Raw genomic sequence first — 14,219 nt, 5'->3', positions numbered from 1 at the left:
AAGTAGAGCGTTCTTTCGTTCACAGGATGTCGATCCAAATCTTCACGGCTGTCGCTAAAATCAGGACAGCAAGAATGACTTGGAGAATCTTCGTGTTCATCTTCTTCCCGGCGATTGCGCCAAGTGGTGCTGCAATTAAACTAGCAACGACCATGATTGCCGCAGGACCCCAGTCGACTTGTCCGGTCGTGATTTTACCAACCGTTGCGCCGATCGACGAAATGAACGTGATCGCTAATGACGAAGCAATCGTCATCCGTGTCGGGATTTTCAAGAGGACGAGCATAATCGGGACGAGTAAAAAGGCACCTGCCGCACCGACGATTCCGGCTCCGACACCTACGATGAATGCCGATACCGCCGCAATAGTTTTGTTGAACTGGACCTGATCAAGTGGAATGTCGTCGATTCCCTTTTTCGGAACGAACATCATGATCGCTGCCGTTAACGCAAGAACACCATAGACGATGTTGATTGTGTCTTCAGCCAGGATATTTGAACCATACGCACCGATGAAGCTACCGATTAAAATCGATCCCCCCATGTAGACGATCAATGATTTATTCAAATAACCGCCTTTTCGGTAAGCCCAGACGCCACCAATCGTCGCAAAAAAGACTTGAATCGCACTGATTCCAGCAACCTCATGGGCAGAAAATGCTGCAAAGCCGAGTAGCGGCGGGATGTACAATAACATCGGATATTTAATGATTGAACCGCCAATTCCTAACATTCCTGAAATGTAGGATCCGACAAATCCGATTAAGAAAATCGTCACGATAAAACCGAATTCCATCGTTTATCACTCCTTAAAAAAGAGAGCCGTAAATCAGCTCTCTTTTCGAAATTAACCTTTTTGAATCCAGAATTTGAGGACGCTTGCTTCTTCTTCATGTTTGACGAGTTCATGACCACCTGATGTCGCCCACGCCTGAAGATCGTTTTTTGCCCCTTTATCCGTTGCATGGACTTCAAGGATTTGACCTGATTCGAGTCCAGCGATGGCTTTTTTTGTTTTTACGATTGGCATCGGACAAGCAAGTCCTTTTGCGTCGAGTACGAGTTCTGATTTCATGTTGTATTCCTCCTGAATGATTTGATGTTCGTTATGCATCGGCTTAGCGTACCGCACAGCGGTTCGGTCCGACTTCCATTTCCCGTTGTGTTTCAAGATCGGGTGTCTGTTTCCCCATGTTTGTTTCACGGATATCTTGATACGCGTTCGGTTGTGGCGGCAGGTTCTCTGTGACCATTTTCCGGAATGTTGCTTCATCGTCGATGTTGAGACCATGATTGTTCGCAAGCAAGATGCTTAATTTTTCCGCTACACTACCATCCGTGTTCAATTCTTCAATGATCATGAAATGTGCCGGTAAGACGATGAGTTCTGGTGAAAGATCACGATACGTGTTGTAGAGCGAATCGCGTAAGTCACCAACCCAGTCTTCCGCGAGACCGGCTAAATCCGGACGACCAATCGAGTCGATGAACAAGATATCACCCGTCAATAAATAACGCTGATCGACGATGAATGAAGTCGATCCAATCGTATGTCCTGGGGAATAAAGAGCGCGTACTTCAATCGCTGTATCCCCTACTTGAACCGTACTACCGTCTTCAAGTGGTGCATAATCGAATGTGACATCCGTCGCATCTTTTGGCGGCAACCAGTATGTCGCGCCTGTTTTTTCGGCGATGTCGCGTCCTCCAGAAATATGATCCGCATGAAGATGTGTATCAAACACATGCTTAATCGTGACGTTGCGTGATGCGGCATAATCCAAATACACATCTGTCATTCGTGTCGCGTCGATGAGTACGGCCTCTCCTTCTGAGATGACCATATACGAGAGACAACCTTTACCGATTCGAACGAACTGAACGACTTCGCCTTGATCAGTTCCTGTTTCGTTCAGCGTTCCGAGTGAAATCGGTTCTAGATGTTCACTCCATGCTTTCATACCGCCTGACAGATACGATACGTCTCGTCCTGCTTCTTCTAGCATATCGGCGACGAAAATCGATGAACCTTCTTTTGCGCAAACGACGAGAACATCCTGATCCGTCGGAAGCTGATCGAGAATCTCCTCGACACCATCCAACAATTCAAAATACGGAATGTTGAGGTACTTGAAGTTCTCTCCTTCGATTTTCCAATCTTGAAACGCATCCTCATTCCGGACATCTAAGATGAACAGAGACTCACGTCCAATGATTTTTTTTGTAACTTGTGCGGCTGTCATTGCTTGTGCCATATCTACTCGTTCCTCCTCTACTTTACGCTGTTGTATTATTTCGCTGAAACGAGTGTCGTCGTCTCAGACGCCCATTCCTGCATACCCGGTACGACATTGTGGACCGTATACCCCTTGTCACTGAGCTGTCGGCATGCCATGTCACTTCGGCTACCTGTCCGGCAGATGACATAAATCGTCTGATTTGAATCCAGTTCTGCATGGCGTGTCTCCAGTTCGCCTAACGGAATATTGATGGCTCCCGGTACATGGGCGAAGGCATATTCTGCTTGTTCACGAACATCAAGCACCGTGATCGAATCGTCTTGGCGTGCTGCTTCGACTGTTGCGTTGTCGACGGTTTGAGCGAATGCTGCTGGTTCCGTGACATCACCTGTTGATTTCCGAACGTAATGACGGAGCACTTCGCCTTCTTCAATCGTGCCTAAATAATGATTGCCGGTGCTGTTTGCCCAGGCACGGAGATCTGCAGTTGATCCTTTATCCGTCGCCTGGACTTCGATGACTTGTCCTGGTTCTAACGTCTTGATCGTTTTTTTCGTCCGAACGATCGGCATCGGACAAGCGAGACCTTTGGCGTCCAATACGATATCTGATTTAATCCTAGTCATACAATTCGCTCCTTTACGGTGTGGGGTATTATTTCGTTTCGCCTTCGTACGACATCATGCCGCCATCCATGTTCGTCACGTCATATCCTTGTCCTTCGAGATATGTCGTTGCGCGACCACTGCGCGCACCAGAACGGCATACCATGACATACTCTTTTTTCTTGTCGAGTTCGTTCATCTTGAATTCAATCAATCCGAGTGGAATATGGATCGCTCCCGGAATCATTCCTTCTTTGACTTCATCGACTTCCCGGACATCAATGACGTTCAGTTGTTCACCACGTTCGATTTTTTCCTGTACTTCTGTTGCTGTCATGCGTTTCATGTTCAATTCCTCCTCTTGATTCGATTTAGCGCCAGGCATTCATTCCGCCACGGACTTCCGTGACATTTGAATAACCGGCTTTTTTTAGTACTTTGACGGCTTGTTTGCTTCGCATCCCGCTTTGACAGATGACGAGCACTTCTTTGTCTTTCGGGATTTGATTCAGTTGACTGTTTAGCGTTTGTAACGGAATGTTCTTAAATCCTTTGATGTGATTGCCTTTGAATTCTGCCGGTGTCCGAACATCGAGATAAAATCGTTTGCGGTCGTTTAGTAACGGCTTCAGTTCCGTGGTCGACACTTGCTTGACGCCTTTTGTTGGGGCGAACATCTTATAAGCGAGATAGCCGACGACGAGCAACAAGATAATCGATAGTACATCCATGCGTCATTCCTCCTTCAGATCATTAGATGAATAGATTGACGTTTCCGTTCTCCGCATCGGCGAGGTAGGCGGCAACACCTGCATACTCAATCCCGTCGTGTAATTCTTCCTGTTTCAAACCGAGTAAATCCATCGTCATCGTACAGGCGACGAGTTTGACATCCTGCTCTTTCGCTAATTCGATTAAGTCCGGAAGCGGCATCGCATTGTGCTTCTTCATGACGTTTTTAATCATTTTTTGACCTGCACCACCGAAGTTCATTTTCGAGAGTGGCATCTTATCAGCACCGCGTGGCATGAACTTACCGAACATCTTCTCAAGGAATGTTTTATCCGGCTGGATCGGTTCATCTTTACGCATCGCATTCAAACCCCAGAAGGTATGAAAAATCGTGACTTCGTGATCGTATGCGGCTGCACCGTTGGCAATGATATAAGCTGCCATGACTTTGTCGTACTCTCCACTAAATAAAACGATGGTTGTTTTTTTTGTATCTGACATGAACGTAATTCCTCCAAGTTTTTACCCTAAGGGGTATATTAATTCATAAAAAAATTTATCTGCTTTTCATTAAGAGTTGAACAGCCTCTGCAACGGCTTGTTCATGATTTTCCGTCGCATCATCCTGACGAACACAGTCGATCAAGTTCTCACTGACGACGAGACCGATGACGCGATCGATTGCACTACGTGTAGCGCTCAGTTGTGTGACGACATCCTTACAAGACGCCTCTTCTTTCATCATTCGAACGATTCCGTGGATTTGTCCTTCAATCCGATTCATCCGATGAATGATGCGATCTTCATAACCGTTTTCCATATGAAGTCCATCTCCTTTTTTAAATGTGACATGCGTCATACCTCGTTGGTACATTTCATACAATAATACCTACAGGGGTATAAGTCAACGAAAAAGATTTCCGATTTTATCGCCATTGTAGAACGTCCGGAAATCTTTTTACATTTAACCTTTCCAATTCGCCTGTAAAAAAGTGATCCAATGTTCTGCAAGGCGAGTCGGCATCTTCTCTGGTAACAGGTAGCGAAACGTTCGTTTAGAAATCCCTTTCGCATGAAGCGCAAAGGACTCGGACGGGAAAGACGTGACGAGTCGTTCCGACAAGGCTGCAATGCCACTCCCATTAAAAACAAGTTGACGCACTAAATAGTTGGCATCGACTGTAATCGTTCGTGCGGGAACGATCGACGAAGCATCTAGCCAACGATCGAGCGCATAGCGGGATGCAGATCCTTCTTCGCGAACGATCCACGTTGCATCGTTTAACGAAAGGTGAGCCGCACCAATGATGTGCAGTTGATCTTTCGCAAAGACGATTTGTTTGATCCCATCAAGTGTCAGTTCTCCTTCGATCATCCCGAGATCAATCTCACGATGTCTTAAGGCTGCTGCCACTTGATCGTGATTCATTAATTGGATATCTAGTGATACCTCGGGATGAGCGCTCGAAAACAGATGAATCATGTCATCGAGCAACATTTCGTGAATCGTATGCGTTGCTCCAATCCGTAAGGTTCCGCGGAAGACACCTTCCGATTCATCCAGCTGGGACTGCATCTGTTCGAGCTGGAAAAGAACTTCTTTTGCGTGGCGATAGACAATCCAGCCCATTTCCGATACCTCGACCCCTATTGCGAATGAATCACGTATTAATAATGAATGTCCGATCTCTTCTTCTAGTCGTTTGACGTGAACACTGACCGTCGGTTGCGATAGAAATAACTGTTCCGCTGTTTTCGTAAAATGACGTGTTTCAACAAGTGTGACGAACGTTCTCAGTTCAGTTAATTTCAACAATACCCCTCCTCATTACATTTCATAATCATTTGTATGTAATTAATTCATTTTTATAATCTTGTATTCCTCTTTCATACTCAAGGTATCACGTATTAGAAAGAAGGACAGTTTCATGATGTATATCTCATTTATGTTATTAGGAGCAACCATCGGCATACTCTCCGGCTTTTTCGGAATCGGTGGCGGCATCATCCTGACCCCACTTTTATTGATTCTCGGCTATGAAGCCAGCACCGCGATCGTCCTCAGTCTGTTGCTGACACTCGGATCGACTGTGACCGGCACGCTCTCGCATCTTCGATTAAAAACATTCCGTTTTCGTGATGCCGGGATCATTGGTCTGTCTGGCATCATCGGTTCTGCGTTGATCACACCAGTCGTCTTTTGGCTCGAGCGTCATGCTGGTGCTGATGTCGTCTTATCAAGTCTCTACATTGTCTTACTGATTGGTTTTTCGATTCAGTTCCTTCGTCCCCGTTCAAAGGAACGTCCGTCTTTTCCGGTCCATCATGCTTCCGTCGTAAAGCTCGCCGTCATCGGACTTGCTGCCGGAATCCTCTCGTCGTTGATGGGTGTCAGCGGTGGATTCTTGTTGACGCCGCTCTTGCTCGCCTGGGTTCGCTTCCCGCTCAAACAAGCAATCGGAACGAGCATCGCCTCTGCGACATTGATTGTTCTTGGAGGCGTGACGAGTTATGTTGCTTCCGGAACCAGTGCTCCGTTATCACTCGGGATTGCTTTAATCGTCGGTGCGTTCATCGGCTCACCACTCGGTGCTTCACTCTTGCATCGCTTCAATGAACCGTTCGTTCAAAAGACGTTAGGAATCTTTTATGGTGTCGTCGCCTTAAGCGTCATCGTCAAAGTATTCGGTCTTCCTTATCTGTCACTCGTCTTACTCGCTTTATTCACACTCAGCCTGTTGAGCGTCTTCGGTTACCGGATTCTTAAAACGGCCTAAATGAAAAAGCAGCTGACACATCGTCAGCTGCTTTTGTGCGTGCTCAATGATTAACGCACGCTTTCTTCTTTGATTTTTTGTGGTTTCATGATTTTTGCCTCTTTTTTCTGACGCATGCGTTCCGCATTCATCAATCCCCCTAACATCAGGACGACAGCGGACAAATAGAACCACGTCATCAAGACGATGATTCCGGCAAGCTGACCGTAAAGACGATCGTAACTCCCGAACTCAGCATAGTAAGAGAAGAATTCCGAAACGACTTGCCAAGCGATCGTCGCAAAAATGGCTCCAGGGAGTACTTGACGAACCGTTAGTCGGACACTCGGTAAAATCCGATACAATAAGATGAAAAAGACAAGTAAGAACAACGTCCCGAGTCCCCAGCGGAATAAGAACCAGATCCACGAATAGTTCGTCACGAAATCAGCGACGATTGCAAAGTGGTTGATGAAACGCCGTGTTAACTTTTCTGAAATCGGAACAATCAATGAAATCGGTAAGATGATCATCATCCCGATCGTAAAAGCGAAGTCTTGCAACAGTCCGCGCCAGAATGGCGCTTTTCGTGTCACTTCGAGCGCATCGTTTAGCGAGCGGACAAGTGACTGGACCGACATCGAAGCAAGCCAAAAGGCGGCGAGAAAACTGATCGAGGCAAGTTTAAAGCCGCCTTGATCAAAGATTCCAACGACGTTCCGCTGAATCAAATCATACGTTTCTGCCGGAGCAAACGGTCGAATTAAATCCAGCACGTTATCGGACGTAAACGGTAAGAACGAGACGATCCCAACTACGAATAATAAGAACGGGAATAAGGACAACATCAGATAATAGGCGAGCTGAGCCGATTTATCAAAAAAGGCTTCACCAAAAAAACGGGCAAATACAGGTTTGATTAAAGACATACAAATTTCCTCACTTTCAACTAATTCTCTACACTATCCCCCATTTCATACCTCCTTTAAACTTTTGGAAGTCTTTTGAACTTATAACAACCTTATACATCATTCAAGTTTGGCGCTTCGGTTCTGCGCGGGGTACACTAGGAACAGAGATTGTATCGTGCTTGTTTTTTAGAAAGGATTTCGATTCGTGTACTCACTCATTCAAACCGAAGCAGAACGCTTCTTTACTTCTTATATAGAGCAATACCCCGAAATGGCCGGACGTCAGCAAGAAGTCATCCGTTCGATTGAAACAACAGGAACGTACGAACAGACGGCTTCCGAGCTAGCGTTCGGTGCCAAGCTCGCTTGGCGGAACAGTAACCGATGTGTCGGACGTCTCTTTTGGGAACAACTCCATGTCTTTGACGCGCGGGATGCGTTGACCGTTGAAACGGTCCGCGACGCGTTATTTGAGCATATCCGGTTCGCGACGAACGAGGGACGAATTCGCTCGACGATCACGATTTTCCATCCGACACGTGTCCGGCTGCATAATCACCAACTGATCCGCTACGCTGGTTATGAAACCGCAACAGGAATCATCGGTGATCCGGCTTCTATCCAACTGACGCGACAATGTGAAGCACTTGGCTGGACCGGAGCGCGTACACCCTTTGATATCCTGCCCCTCTTGATTGAACTTGATGGACAAGTCAGCCTGCATCCGATTCCAGATGAGCTCGTGCTCGAAGTCAGCATCACACATCCTGACTATGATCTGTTCGGTGGTCGCGAAGTCCGCTGGTATGCCGTGCCGATGATTGCCGACATGCAGCTTGAGATCGGTGGCATCGTCTATCCGTGTGCTCCGTTCAACGGATGGTACATGGGAACAGAAATCGGTGCCCGTAACCTCGCTGATACGGATCGTTACGATCTGTTACCGCTCGTCGCGACACAACTCAGTCTGAATACCTCACGTGAACGATCGCTTTGGAAAGACCGAGCGCTCGTCGAACTGAACGTTGCCGTACTCGAATCGTTCGAACGAGCCGGTGTTACGATCGTCGATCACCATACGGCTGCCAAACAGTTCGCTCGTTTTGAAAAAAATGAAGCCGCGTGTGGTCGTGATGTCACCGGGGAATGGTCCTGGCTCGTGCCACCGATGAGTGGGGCAACGACGCATATGTTCCATAAGGATTACGACCCAGAAATCAAACGACCGAACTTCTTTCCAAAATCAACACAGACGGCACCTGTGACCGGCTGTCCGTTTCACCAAGGAGCATTGAAATGAATTATGTCGAACAGTTACGTCAAAAAATCGGTCATGACCCAGTCATTCTCGTCGGTTCTGTCGTCCTCGTCGTACAAAATGAACACATTTTGCTCGAACAATGGAACGAAGCACAAGCCCGCTTTGGTTTACCAGGAGGATTGATGGAATGGGCGGAATCACCGGAAGAGACCGCGCGTCGAGAGCTTAAAGAAGAGACTGGCTTAGAGGTAAAACGATTAACGTTACTCGATGTCTATTCCGGTCCGCAATACGTGACGACGTTAGCGAACGGAGACGTCTTTCAAAGCGTCACCCTCGCCTATATCGGTGAACATCCGATTGGAATGTTAAAACAAAGTGATGAGAGTATCAAGCTCCAGTTCGTACCGCTTGATGACTTACCTGATCATTTGGTCGGTTCTCACGCTCGAATGATTGAAGACTACAAAAACCGCTGCTGAACTATAGCGGCGGTTTTTCATTTGTTATAAAATGGAATTAATTCATTATTAGAAAGGAGCTTTCCGATGAAACCACTTGTAATTGCAGTCATGTCCACCCTCCTCAGTCTTTCATTGATCTCTTCGGCAGAAGCTGCTGCTCCTAAATCCGTCAAACAGACGTATACGATTGTCGATGCAAAAAACAAAAAGTACACCATTTCTGTCCAATCCAAAGCAGCAACTTGTCGCAAAGCGACGGCAGACGATTTTTGGTGGATGAAAGGAAAAGACACGTTGTGCACTGGAAAGTTTTCTTTGTACTTAAACAACAAATCGACAGCTTACCACTATACGTTCTCGAAGGATCGTCCGTATGTGATCGCCACTCACGATTTTCGCACGAGCGGGAAATTGAAAAATGTGTCCAGCAATCCGACCGTCTTTTCACTTTCTTTCCGCGAAACATCTTCTTACATGAGTTTAACTACATTCTCGATTCAGAATGGAAAATTAATTCGTCATCCAGGAACATTCATGTCTTACGGTATGCGACCAAAGATGAAAAGTGACTTGTTACAAGTTCCAATCTACTCGAACGCTGGAGACGAAGTCGGCTTTTTGTTCCAAGATAAAAAATTATCTAAAGGAAAATGGGTAAAAGGCAAAGAACATTCATTCTTATCTTCCAGTTTTAATAGCAAAACGTATAAAAAAGGAGTCCAAGAGTGGAACGCCTACAGTTCTAAGACGAGCTATTTCGTAAAGTAACGCTAGCCTATGTAATAAGGAAGCCCTTATATTTTTATGCACTCTATTGGCATACATAAAAATATAAGGGCTTTTATAGTCAAAATCAGTCACTTCTTATTTTAACGACTGACGCATGATGTATTGCTTCAAATCCCGCTGAGTCCACCCTTCAGAACGTAACGCCTCCCAGATCTGCACATCTGTTGATTGATAATGGTAGGTCGTTCCCGGTAAACGACGGACGACTTCTGTCGCATGTCGTGCTTTTTGTTCTGCTGGACCTACGACTGACAAGAGAGATGATCCGGCTACTGCCACTACACTTGCTTCTAATTGGTAATAATCCGTTTGTAATTGCTGCATGACATGAGGATCTTGCTGCCAGATGTATTCTCCTTGTCCATGGTATTGTTTTAAAAACTCCACTTCTTCGATCGTCGGCAGAGCGACCTCTTGACGTTCATCTGTTAAATGAAAATAACCAATTTCTCCAACAATCGTGTAGTGAAGCGATTCATACAAGCGAATCGCTGGGTCGTTCCCTTGAATGACTTCAAGCATCAGACCATCCATTCCGATTTCTTTAGCATGGCTCAGTTGTGCTTGATACAAGGCTTTCGCGATCCCAAGACGACGATACTGTGGTGAAATCCCCAGTCCCCCACACCGCATGATGCGTTGACCCTCAATCTCCTTCCAACCGTTCAGCCAGAGACCGACTGGTATTTCTCCATGATAGGCAACGAATGAATGCTCCAATTGGTTCCCGTCTCGTTCGATGATGCGCTCTTGGAATTCTGCTTCCGATAAGTGCAGTGGAATCAAATAATCTTGGAATCCATCCTGCATCGCTTTGTACGCCGTTTTTACGCCAGGTGCGCGTTGAATATGAATCATCGAAAAACCTCCTTTTCCACTGAGCTGTTTCGCTTTCGTTCGCCTCATTTCCTGCATACAAAAACACCCTTGTCGCCAAGGATGTTAGTCGATTCATTGATGGAGTTTCGAACGCTTGCGTCCATATCCGAAGTACAACAGTAATCCAATGGCTGTCCAGACAAAGAAGGCAATCCACGTGAATGGTTGTAAGTTGAACATGAGCATGATACAAGCAAGGACTGACAAAATCGGTAAGACTGGGACAAATGGAACTTTAAAGGCGCGCTTCAAATCGGGACGCGTCCGGCGTAGGACGATGACCGCGATCGAGATGAGCGAGAAGGCTGCCAGTGTTCCGATGTTGATCAATTCAGCAAGTGTACCAAGCGGCACGAATCCAGCGATTAAACCAGCAGTCGTTCCGAGAATCCAAGTCGCTTTAACTGGTGTGTGTGACTTTTCATTGACGTCTGAGAAGACTTTCGGTAATAATCCGTCACGGCTCATCGCGAACAAGAGACGGACGAGACCAAATGTCATGACGAGGATGACCGTCGTCATACCAACGATGGCTCCTAAGTCAACGAATCCAGCGACCCAGTCTTGGCCAGCCACTTTTAAGGCAAGGGATACTGGGCTATCAACACCTTCAAACTGTTTGAATGGAACGATTCCGACCATGATAGCAGAGACCACGACGTACAAAACGGTAACGATCGCAAGCGATCCTAGAATCCCAATCGGTAAGTTACGTCCCGGGTTTTTGACTTCTTCTGCTGCCGATGTAACGGCATCGAATCCAAGGTAAGCGAAGAAGGCAATCGCTGATGCTTGCAAGACACCGCTCATACCGAACGGCGCAAACGGTTTGTAGTTGCCTGGTTCGATATACCAGATCCCAACGACGATGAACAAGACGACGACGGCAACTTTGACGAGTACCATGATGTTGTTGACGCGTTTTGTCTCTTTAATCCCAAGCGAAAGCAAGAGCGTAATGACCATCAGAATCAAGAATGCTGGTAAGTTAAAGAACGTCTCGCTTCCTGGTACAGCACCTGGAGCAGCGGTTAAGGCTGTCGGTAAATGGAGACCAAAACCTGCTAACAGTGACTGGAAGTACCCTGACCAGCCAGTCGCAACGGCACTCGAAGCGAGTCCGTATTCTAAAATGAGACACCAGCCGATGATCCAAGCCACGACTTCCCCAATCGTTGCGTATGTATACGTATATACACTACCTGAGACGGGAATCATCGACGAGAATTCAGCATAACAAAGGGCTGCGAGCGCACAGACGATAGCGGAAATAATAAATGAGATCGGTAAAGCAGGTCCTGCATAAAGAGCGCCCGTTCCTGTCAGAACGAAAATCCCGGTACCGATGATGGCACCGATTCCAAGTAAAATAAGGTCAAACCCTGATAAGTGACGTGCCAGTTTGGAATGTTGTTTCATGTCCATCATCACACTGACATCTTTCTTGCGAAGCAAACTCATGTTTCATCCTCCGAACTTTTCTCTTTTTTCTGAATATTCAAATCATTGAGGTAATTGACTTTCTTATCATAACAAACGATGTCAGGTTCGATAAGTCTTTTTTTCTGTATTTTTTCACAAAGTGGTCAAACCACTTTTGTGAAAATGCGACAACGCTTTGATGCGTCAACGCAAAAACACCCTTTCCTCAAAATGAGAGGAAAGGATGTACTCGTATTACGGACGATCGTTTGGATGATCGAGGTTAGGACCTTTATGATCATCTGGATCGATCGGGTAATCATCTTGCTGTGCTAAATCGTTTTCTGGCAATGCACCTTTTGGTGTACCATGTGTCGTCTCATCTGTTGAAGAAGAGCGCGCTGAACGTGGTGCACGATCTGGTGTGACATCATCTGCTGCTTGTGAAGCTGCACCTTTTGCTGCATCTTTCAAGCTCGGTGATGAAGAAGTCGATGCTGACTTACTTGGAAGGTTCGATGTGTCGACTTCCGTGTTCTCTGCTTTCTTTTGCAGACGATCGAGGTAACGCGATGCATTATCACGTCCACCAAGACCAAAGGCAAGACCGAAAGCAAGCGCAAGTGCTCCAAGGATCAAGATGAAGGCTGAGTTGACAATCGTATCAGCAACACCCAATTGATCAAGTGCCATGAAGACAGCAAGTGCAAGAATCGCATACTTCGCAACGTTTGAGAGGACTTTTAGTTCAGAGTTGCCGAACAGGCTGTCCATCGTACGTTTGACGAGGTTGCTGACGATGATCCCGATTGCGAGAATGATGATCGCTGTCAAGACGCTCGGTAAGAACGCAAGGACGGCACGACCGAGGTCGACCATGAAGTCAAGACCAATCAAGTTGAATGCTTCGACGACGAAGAGAACGACGATGACGATCTCAACGAGTGCACCTACGATTGAAGCTGGTGATGTAGAAGCTTGGTTCGCATCCCATGAACCGATCTTCAAGTGACGTGTCAGGTTGTTGAATCCAAGACGTGATAAGAGATCCGTAACGAATTTCTTGATGAAACGTCCGACGTAAAGACCGACAAGAATTAGAACGACACCAACGATGATGTTCGGAATCATACCAAGGACATCGTTCAACATGTTGATCGCTGGTCCTGTGATTCCTTTAATGTTCAATTGATCAAGTGCTGAAATCGTGATTGGAATCAGAATCAAGATGAAGACGACTGTTCCGAGAATCGACGAAAGTGATTTCGCATCTTTTTGATCCGTTGATCCAAGGTTGAAGCGAGCTGCAAATTTATCCGTTCCAACAGCATGAAGGAAATTCGTCACGATATCGCGGACGATTTTCGCTACGAGGAAGCCGACGAAGAAGATGGCTGCCGCAGCAATCAAGCGTGGAATGAATCCAAGGAATGACGATAACAATTGGCTGAACGGTTGTGAGACACTCTCAATGTTCAACGCACCGAGTACACCCGGTAGGAACAGAAGCAAGACGAGGTAGAAGACGATCTCCCCTGCTACTTTTGGATAAGCTGAAAGATCCGTCTGACCTTGAAGCATCTTGTTCGAACGCACTTTGTCGTTCGCCATCAACTTCGTTCCTGCTTTGACGATGATCATGCGGAGAACGACCGCAATGACGTACGCCAAGAGAAGAATGAGGGCTGCTTTCAAGATATTCGGGATTGCCGCGAGTAATGTACTCATCGTATCCGCAAGTGGTCCAGCAATGATGTTCAGATCAAGGATGTTGAAGACCAAGATAAGAACGAAGACCATGAGCACCCAAAAGACGACGGTCCCGATGATTTTTTCAGGTGTCCACTTTTTCTTCTTTGGTGGCGTACCCTCTTTTTGAGGTGACAACTTGTTGACGACCCCAGACTTCTCTAACGCTTTTTGAACTCCGTTCGCGATCAGCTTGGCAATGAGCCATCCAATCAAGAAAATGATGATCGCTCCAAGCAAGTTGCCGAGTGATCCGAGAATGCCGTTCAAGTTCAACGACGTTCCGTTCCAAATGTTATTCATCCTGCCACACTCCTTCACCTAAATAAAATTATATATTTCTGACACTTCTTTAATTTCCCCAGCTAAAGGATTTATTAAACCCGTGTCCGTACCAGAATGTGGCGTTTT

The 14,219-nt window shown here is 46.4% G+C and carries 17 protein-coding genes; 4 read left to right on the top strand and 13 right to left on the bottom strand.

Features of this window, described 5'->3' with window-relative positions; all coding sequences use genetic code 11:
* Positions 1-19: 19 nt before the first annotated feature.
* The 9 genes from KNQ11_RS12645 to KNQ11_RS12605 form a co-directional block, all read right to left on the bottom strand.
* The gene (locus KNQ11_RS12645; RefSeq protein ID WP_214772119.1) at positions 20-796 is read right to left on the bottom strand and encodes a sulfite exporter TauE/SafE family protein; all 777 of its coding nucleotides are present in this window, start codon (positions 794-796) and stop codon (positions 20-22) included.
* 51 nt (positions 797-847) lie between these two features.
* Positions 848-1,075, bottom strand: coding sequence for a sulfurtransferase TusA family protein (locus KNQ11_RS12640; RefSeq protein ID WP_029343316.1), 228 nt, complete (start codon positions 1,073-1,075; stop codon positions 848-850).
* 43 nt (positions 1,076-1,118) lie between these two features.
* The gene (locus KNQ11_RS12635) at positions 1,119-2,255 is read right to left on the bottom strand and encodes an MBL fold metallo-hydrolase (RefSeq protein WP_064300580.1); all 1,137 of its coding nucleotides are present in this window, start codon (positions 2,253-2,255) and stop codon (positions 1,119-1,121) included.
* A gap of 35 nt (positions 2,256-2,290) precedes the next feature.
* Positions 2,291-2,866, bottom strand: a complete 576-nt coding sequence (locus KNQ11_RS12630; protein WP_064300579.1) for a sulfurtransferase TusA family protein — start codon at positions 2,864-2,866, stop codon at positions 2,291-2,293.
* Between the two features lie 28 nt (positions 2,867-2,894).
* Entirely contained in the window at positions 2,895-3,191 is a 297-nt protein-coding gene (locus tag KNQ11_RS12625; RefSeq protein ID WP_023466941.1) for a rhodanese-like domain-containing protein, read from the bottom strand.
* Positions 3,192-3,216: 25 nt separating this feature from the next.
* Complete coding sequence (locus KNQ11_RS12620; RefSeq protein ID WP_047391640.1) at positions 3,217-3,576, bottom strand: rhodanese-like domain-containing protein; 360 nt, start codon at positions 3,574-3,576, stop codon at positions 3,217-3,219.
* A gap of 22 nt (positions 3,577-3,598) precedes the next feature.
* Entirely contained in the window at positions 3,599-4,078 is a 480-nt protein-coding gene (locus KNQ11_RS12615; RefSeq protein WP_023466937.1) for a DsrE/DsrF/DrsH-like family protein, read from the bottom strand.
* Between the two features lie 55 nt (positions 4,079-4,133).
* Positions 4,134-4,397: a metal-sensitive transcriptional regulator gene (locus KNQ11_RS12610; RefSeq protein WP_023466936.1), complete on the bottom strand. Its 264-nt coding sequence runs from the start codon at positions 4,395-4,397 to the stop codon at positions 4,134-4,136.
* 144 nt (positions 4,398-4,541) lie between these two features.
* Positions 4,542-5,390 (bottom strand): LysR family transcriptional regulator, encoded by an 849-nt coding sequence (locus tag KNQ11_RS12605; protein ID WP_064300577.1) that lies wholly within the window; start codon positions 5,388-5,390, stop codon positions 4,542-4,544.
* Between the two features lie 133 nt (positions 5,391-5,523).
* On the opposite strand from KNQ11_RS12605, the gene KNQ11_RS12600 reads away from it, so the two are divergent.
* Positions 5,524-6,354 (top strand): sulfite exporter TauE/SafE family protein, encoded by an 831-nt coding sequence (locus tag KNQ11_RS12600; RefSeq protein WP_251139694.1) that lies wholly within the window; start codon positions 5,524-5,526, stop codon positions 6,352-6,354.
* A gap of 50 nt (positions 6,355-6,404) precedes the next feature.
* Here the strand turns inward: KNQ11_RS12600 and KNQ11_RS12595 are convergent, their stop codons facing one another.
* The gene (locus KNQ11_RS12595) at positions 6,405-7,262 is read right to left on the bottom strand and encodes a YihY/virulence factor BrkB family protein (RefSeq protein ID WP_023466934.1); all 858 of its coding nucleotides are present in this window, start codon (positions 7,260-7,262) and stop codon (positions 6,405-6,407) included.
* A 187-nt stretch (positions 7,263-7,449) separates the two neighbouring features.
* Here KNQ11_RS12595 and KNQ11_RS12590 point away from each other — a divergent pair, with 187 nt between their 5' ends.
* The 3 genes from KNQ11_RS12590 to KNQ11_RS12580 all read left to right on the top strand — a co-directional run bounded on the left by KNQ11_RS12590 (position 7,450) and on the right by KNQ11_RS12580 (position 9,737).
* A complete protein-coding gene (locus KNQ11_RS12590; protein WP_214772115.1) occupies positions 7,450-8,544 on the top strand; it encodes a nitric oxide synthase oxygenase in 1,095 nt (364 codons plus the stop codon).
* Complete coding sequence (locus tag KNQ11_RS12585) at positions 8,541-8,987, top strand: NUDIX hydrolase (protein ID WP_214772113.1); 447 nt, start codon at positions 8,541-8,543, stop codon at positions 8,985-8,987. Before KNQ11_RS12590 ends, KNQ11_RS12585 begins: the two co-directional genes overlap by 4 nt.
* A gap of 66 nt (positions 8,988-9,053) precedes the next feature.
* Positions 9,054-9,737, top strand: a complete 684-nt coding sequence (locus tag KNQ11_RS12580; protein ID WP_133208313.1) for a hypothetical protein — start codon at positions 9,054-9,056, stop codon at positions 9,735-9,737.
* Positions 9,738-9,833: 96 nt separating this feature from the next.
* Here the strand turns inward: KNQ11_RS12580 and KNQ11_RS12575 are convergent, their stop codons facing one another.
* The 3 genes from KNQ11_RS12575 to KNQ11_RS12565 all read right to left on the bottom strand — a co-directional run bounded on the left by KNQ11_RS12575 (position 9,834) and on the right by KNQ11_RS12565 (position 14,111).
* Positions 9,834-10,616: a GNAT family N-acetyltransferase gene (locus KNQ11_RS12575; RefSeq protein ID WP_214772111.1), complete on the bottom strand. Its 783-nt coding sequence runs from the start codon at positions 10,614-10,616 to the stop codon at positions 9,834-9,836.
* 93 nt (positions 10,617-10,709) lie between these two features.
* Entirely contained in the window at positions 10,710-12,098 is a 1,389-nt protein-coding gene (bcaP, locus tag KNQ11_RS12570; RefSeq protein ID WP_023466930.1) for a branched-chain amino acid transporter BcaP, read from the bottom strand.
* 216 nt (positions 12,099-12,314) lie between these two features.
* Complete coding sequence (locus tag KNQ11_RS12565) at positions 12,315-14,111, bottom strand: mechanosensitive ion channel (protein WP_214772110.1); 1,797 nt, start codon at positions 14,109-14,111, stop codon at positions 12,315-12,317.
* Between the last annotated feature and the right edge of the window lie 108 nt (positions 14,112-14,219).

This window comes from Exiguobacterium sp. s39 (assembly GCF_018618925.1).
In the GTDB taxonomy this organism is placed as follows: domain Bacteria; phylum Bacillota; class Bacilli; order Exiguobacteriales; family Exiguobacteriaceae; genus Exiguobacterium_A; species Exiguobacterium_A abrahamii.
This window is presented reverse-complemented; position numbering and strand designations above follow the sequence as displayed.

What these genes read in the sequence shown, in the direction of transcription:
- KNQ11_RS12645 (WP_214772119.1), bottom strand. Translation starts at nt 796, where the DNA reads ATGGAATTCGGTTTTATCGTGACGATTTTCTTAATCGGATTTGTCGGA.
- KNQ11_RS12640 (WP_029343316.1), bottom strand. Translation starts at nt 1,075, where the DNA reads ATGAAATCAGAACTCGTACTCGACGCAAAAGGACTTGCTTGTCCGATG.
- KNQ11_RS12635 (WP_064300580.1), bottom strand. Translation starts at nt 2,255, where the DNA reads ATGGCACAAGCAATGACAGCCGCACAAGTTACAAAAAAAATCATTGGA.
- KNQ11_RS12630 (WP_064300579.1), bottom strand. Translation starts at nt 2,866, where the DNA reads ATGACTAGGATTAAATCAGATATCGTATTGGACGCCAAAGGTCTCGCT.
- KNQ11_RS12625 (WP_023466941.1), bottom strand. Translation starts at nt 3,191, where the DNA reads ATGAAACGCATGACAGCAACAGAAGTACAGGAAAAAATCGAACGTGGT.
- KNQ11_RS12620 (WP_047391640.1), bottom strand. Translation starts at nt 3,576, where the DNA reads ATGGATGTACTATCGATTATCTTGTTGCTCGTCGTCGGCTATCTCGCT.
- KNQ11_RS12615 (WP_023466937.1), bottom strand. Translation starts at nt 4,078, where the DNA reads ATGTCAGATACAAAAAAAACAACCATCGTTTTATTTAGTGGAGAGTAC.
- KNQ11_RS12610 (WP_023466936.1), bottom strand. Translation starts at nt 4,397, where the DNA reads ATGGAAAACGGTTATGAAGATCGCATCATTCATCGGATGAATCGGATT.
- KNQ11_RS12600 (WP_251139694.1), top strand. Translation starts at nt 5,524, where the DNA reads ATGTTATTAGGAGCAACCATCGGCATACTCTCCGGCTTTTTCGGAATC.
- KNQ11_RS12595 (WP_023466934.1), bottom strand. Translation starts at nt 7,262, where the DNA reads ATGTCTTTAATCAAACCTGTATTTGCCCGTTTTTTTGGTGAAGCCTTT.
- KNQ11_RS12585 (WP_214772113.1), top strand. Translation starts at nt 8,541, where the DNA reads ATGAATTATGTCGAACAGTTACGTCAAAAAATCGGTCATGACCCAGTC.
- KNQ11_RS12580 (WP_133208313.1), top strand. Translation starts at nt 9,054, where the DNA reads ATGAAACCACTTGTAATTGCAGTCATGTCCACCCTCCTCAGTCTTTCA.
- KNQ11_RS12575 (WP_214772111.1), bottom strand. Translation starts at nt 10,616, where the DNA reads ATGATTCATATTCAACGCGCACCTGGCGTAAAAACGGCGTACAAAGCG.
- bcaP (WP_023466930.1), bottom strand. Translation starts at nt 12,098, where the DNA reads ATGAGTTTGCTTCGCAAGAAAGATGTCAGTGTGATGATGGACATGAAA.
- KNQ11_RS12565 (WP_214772110.1), bottom strand. Translation starts at nt 14,111, where the DNA reads ATGAATAACATTTGGAACGGAACGTCGTTGAACTTGAACGGCATTCTC.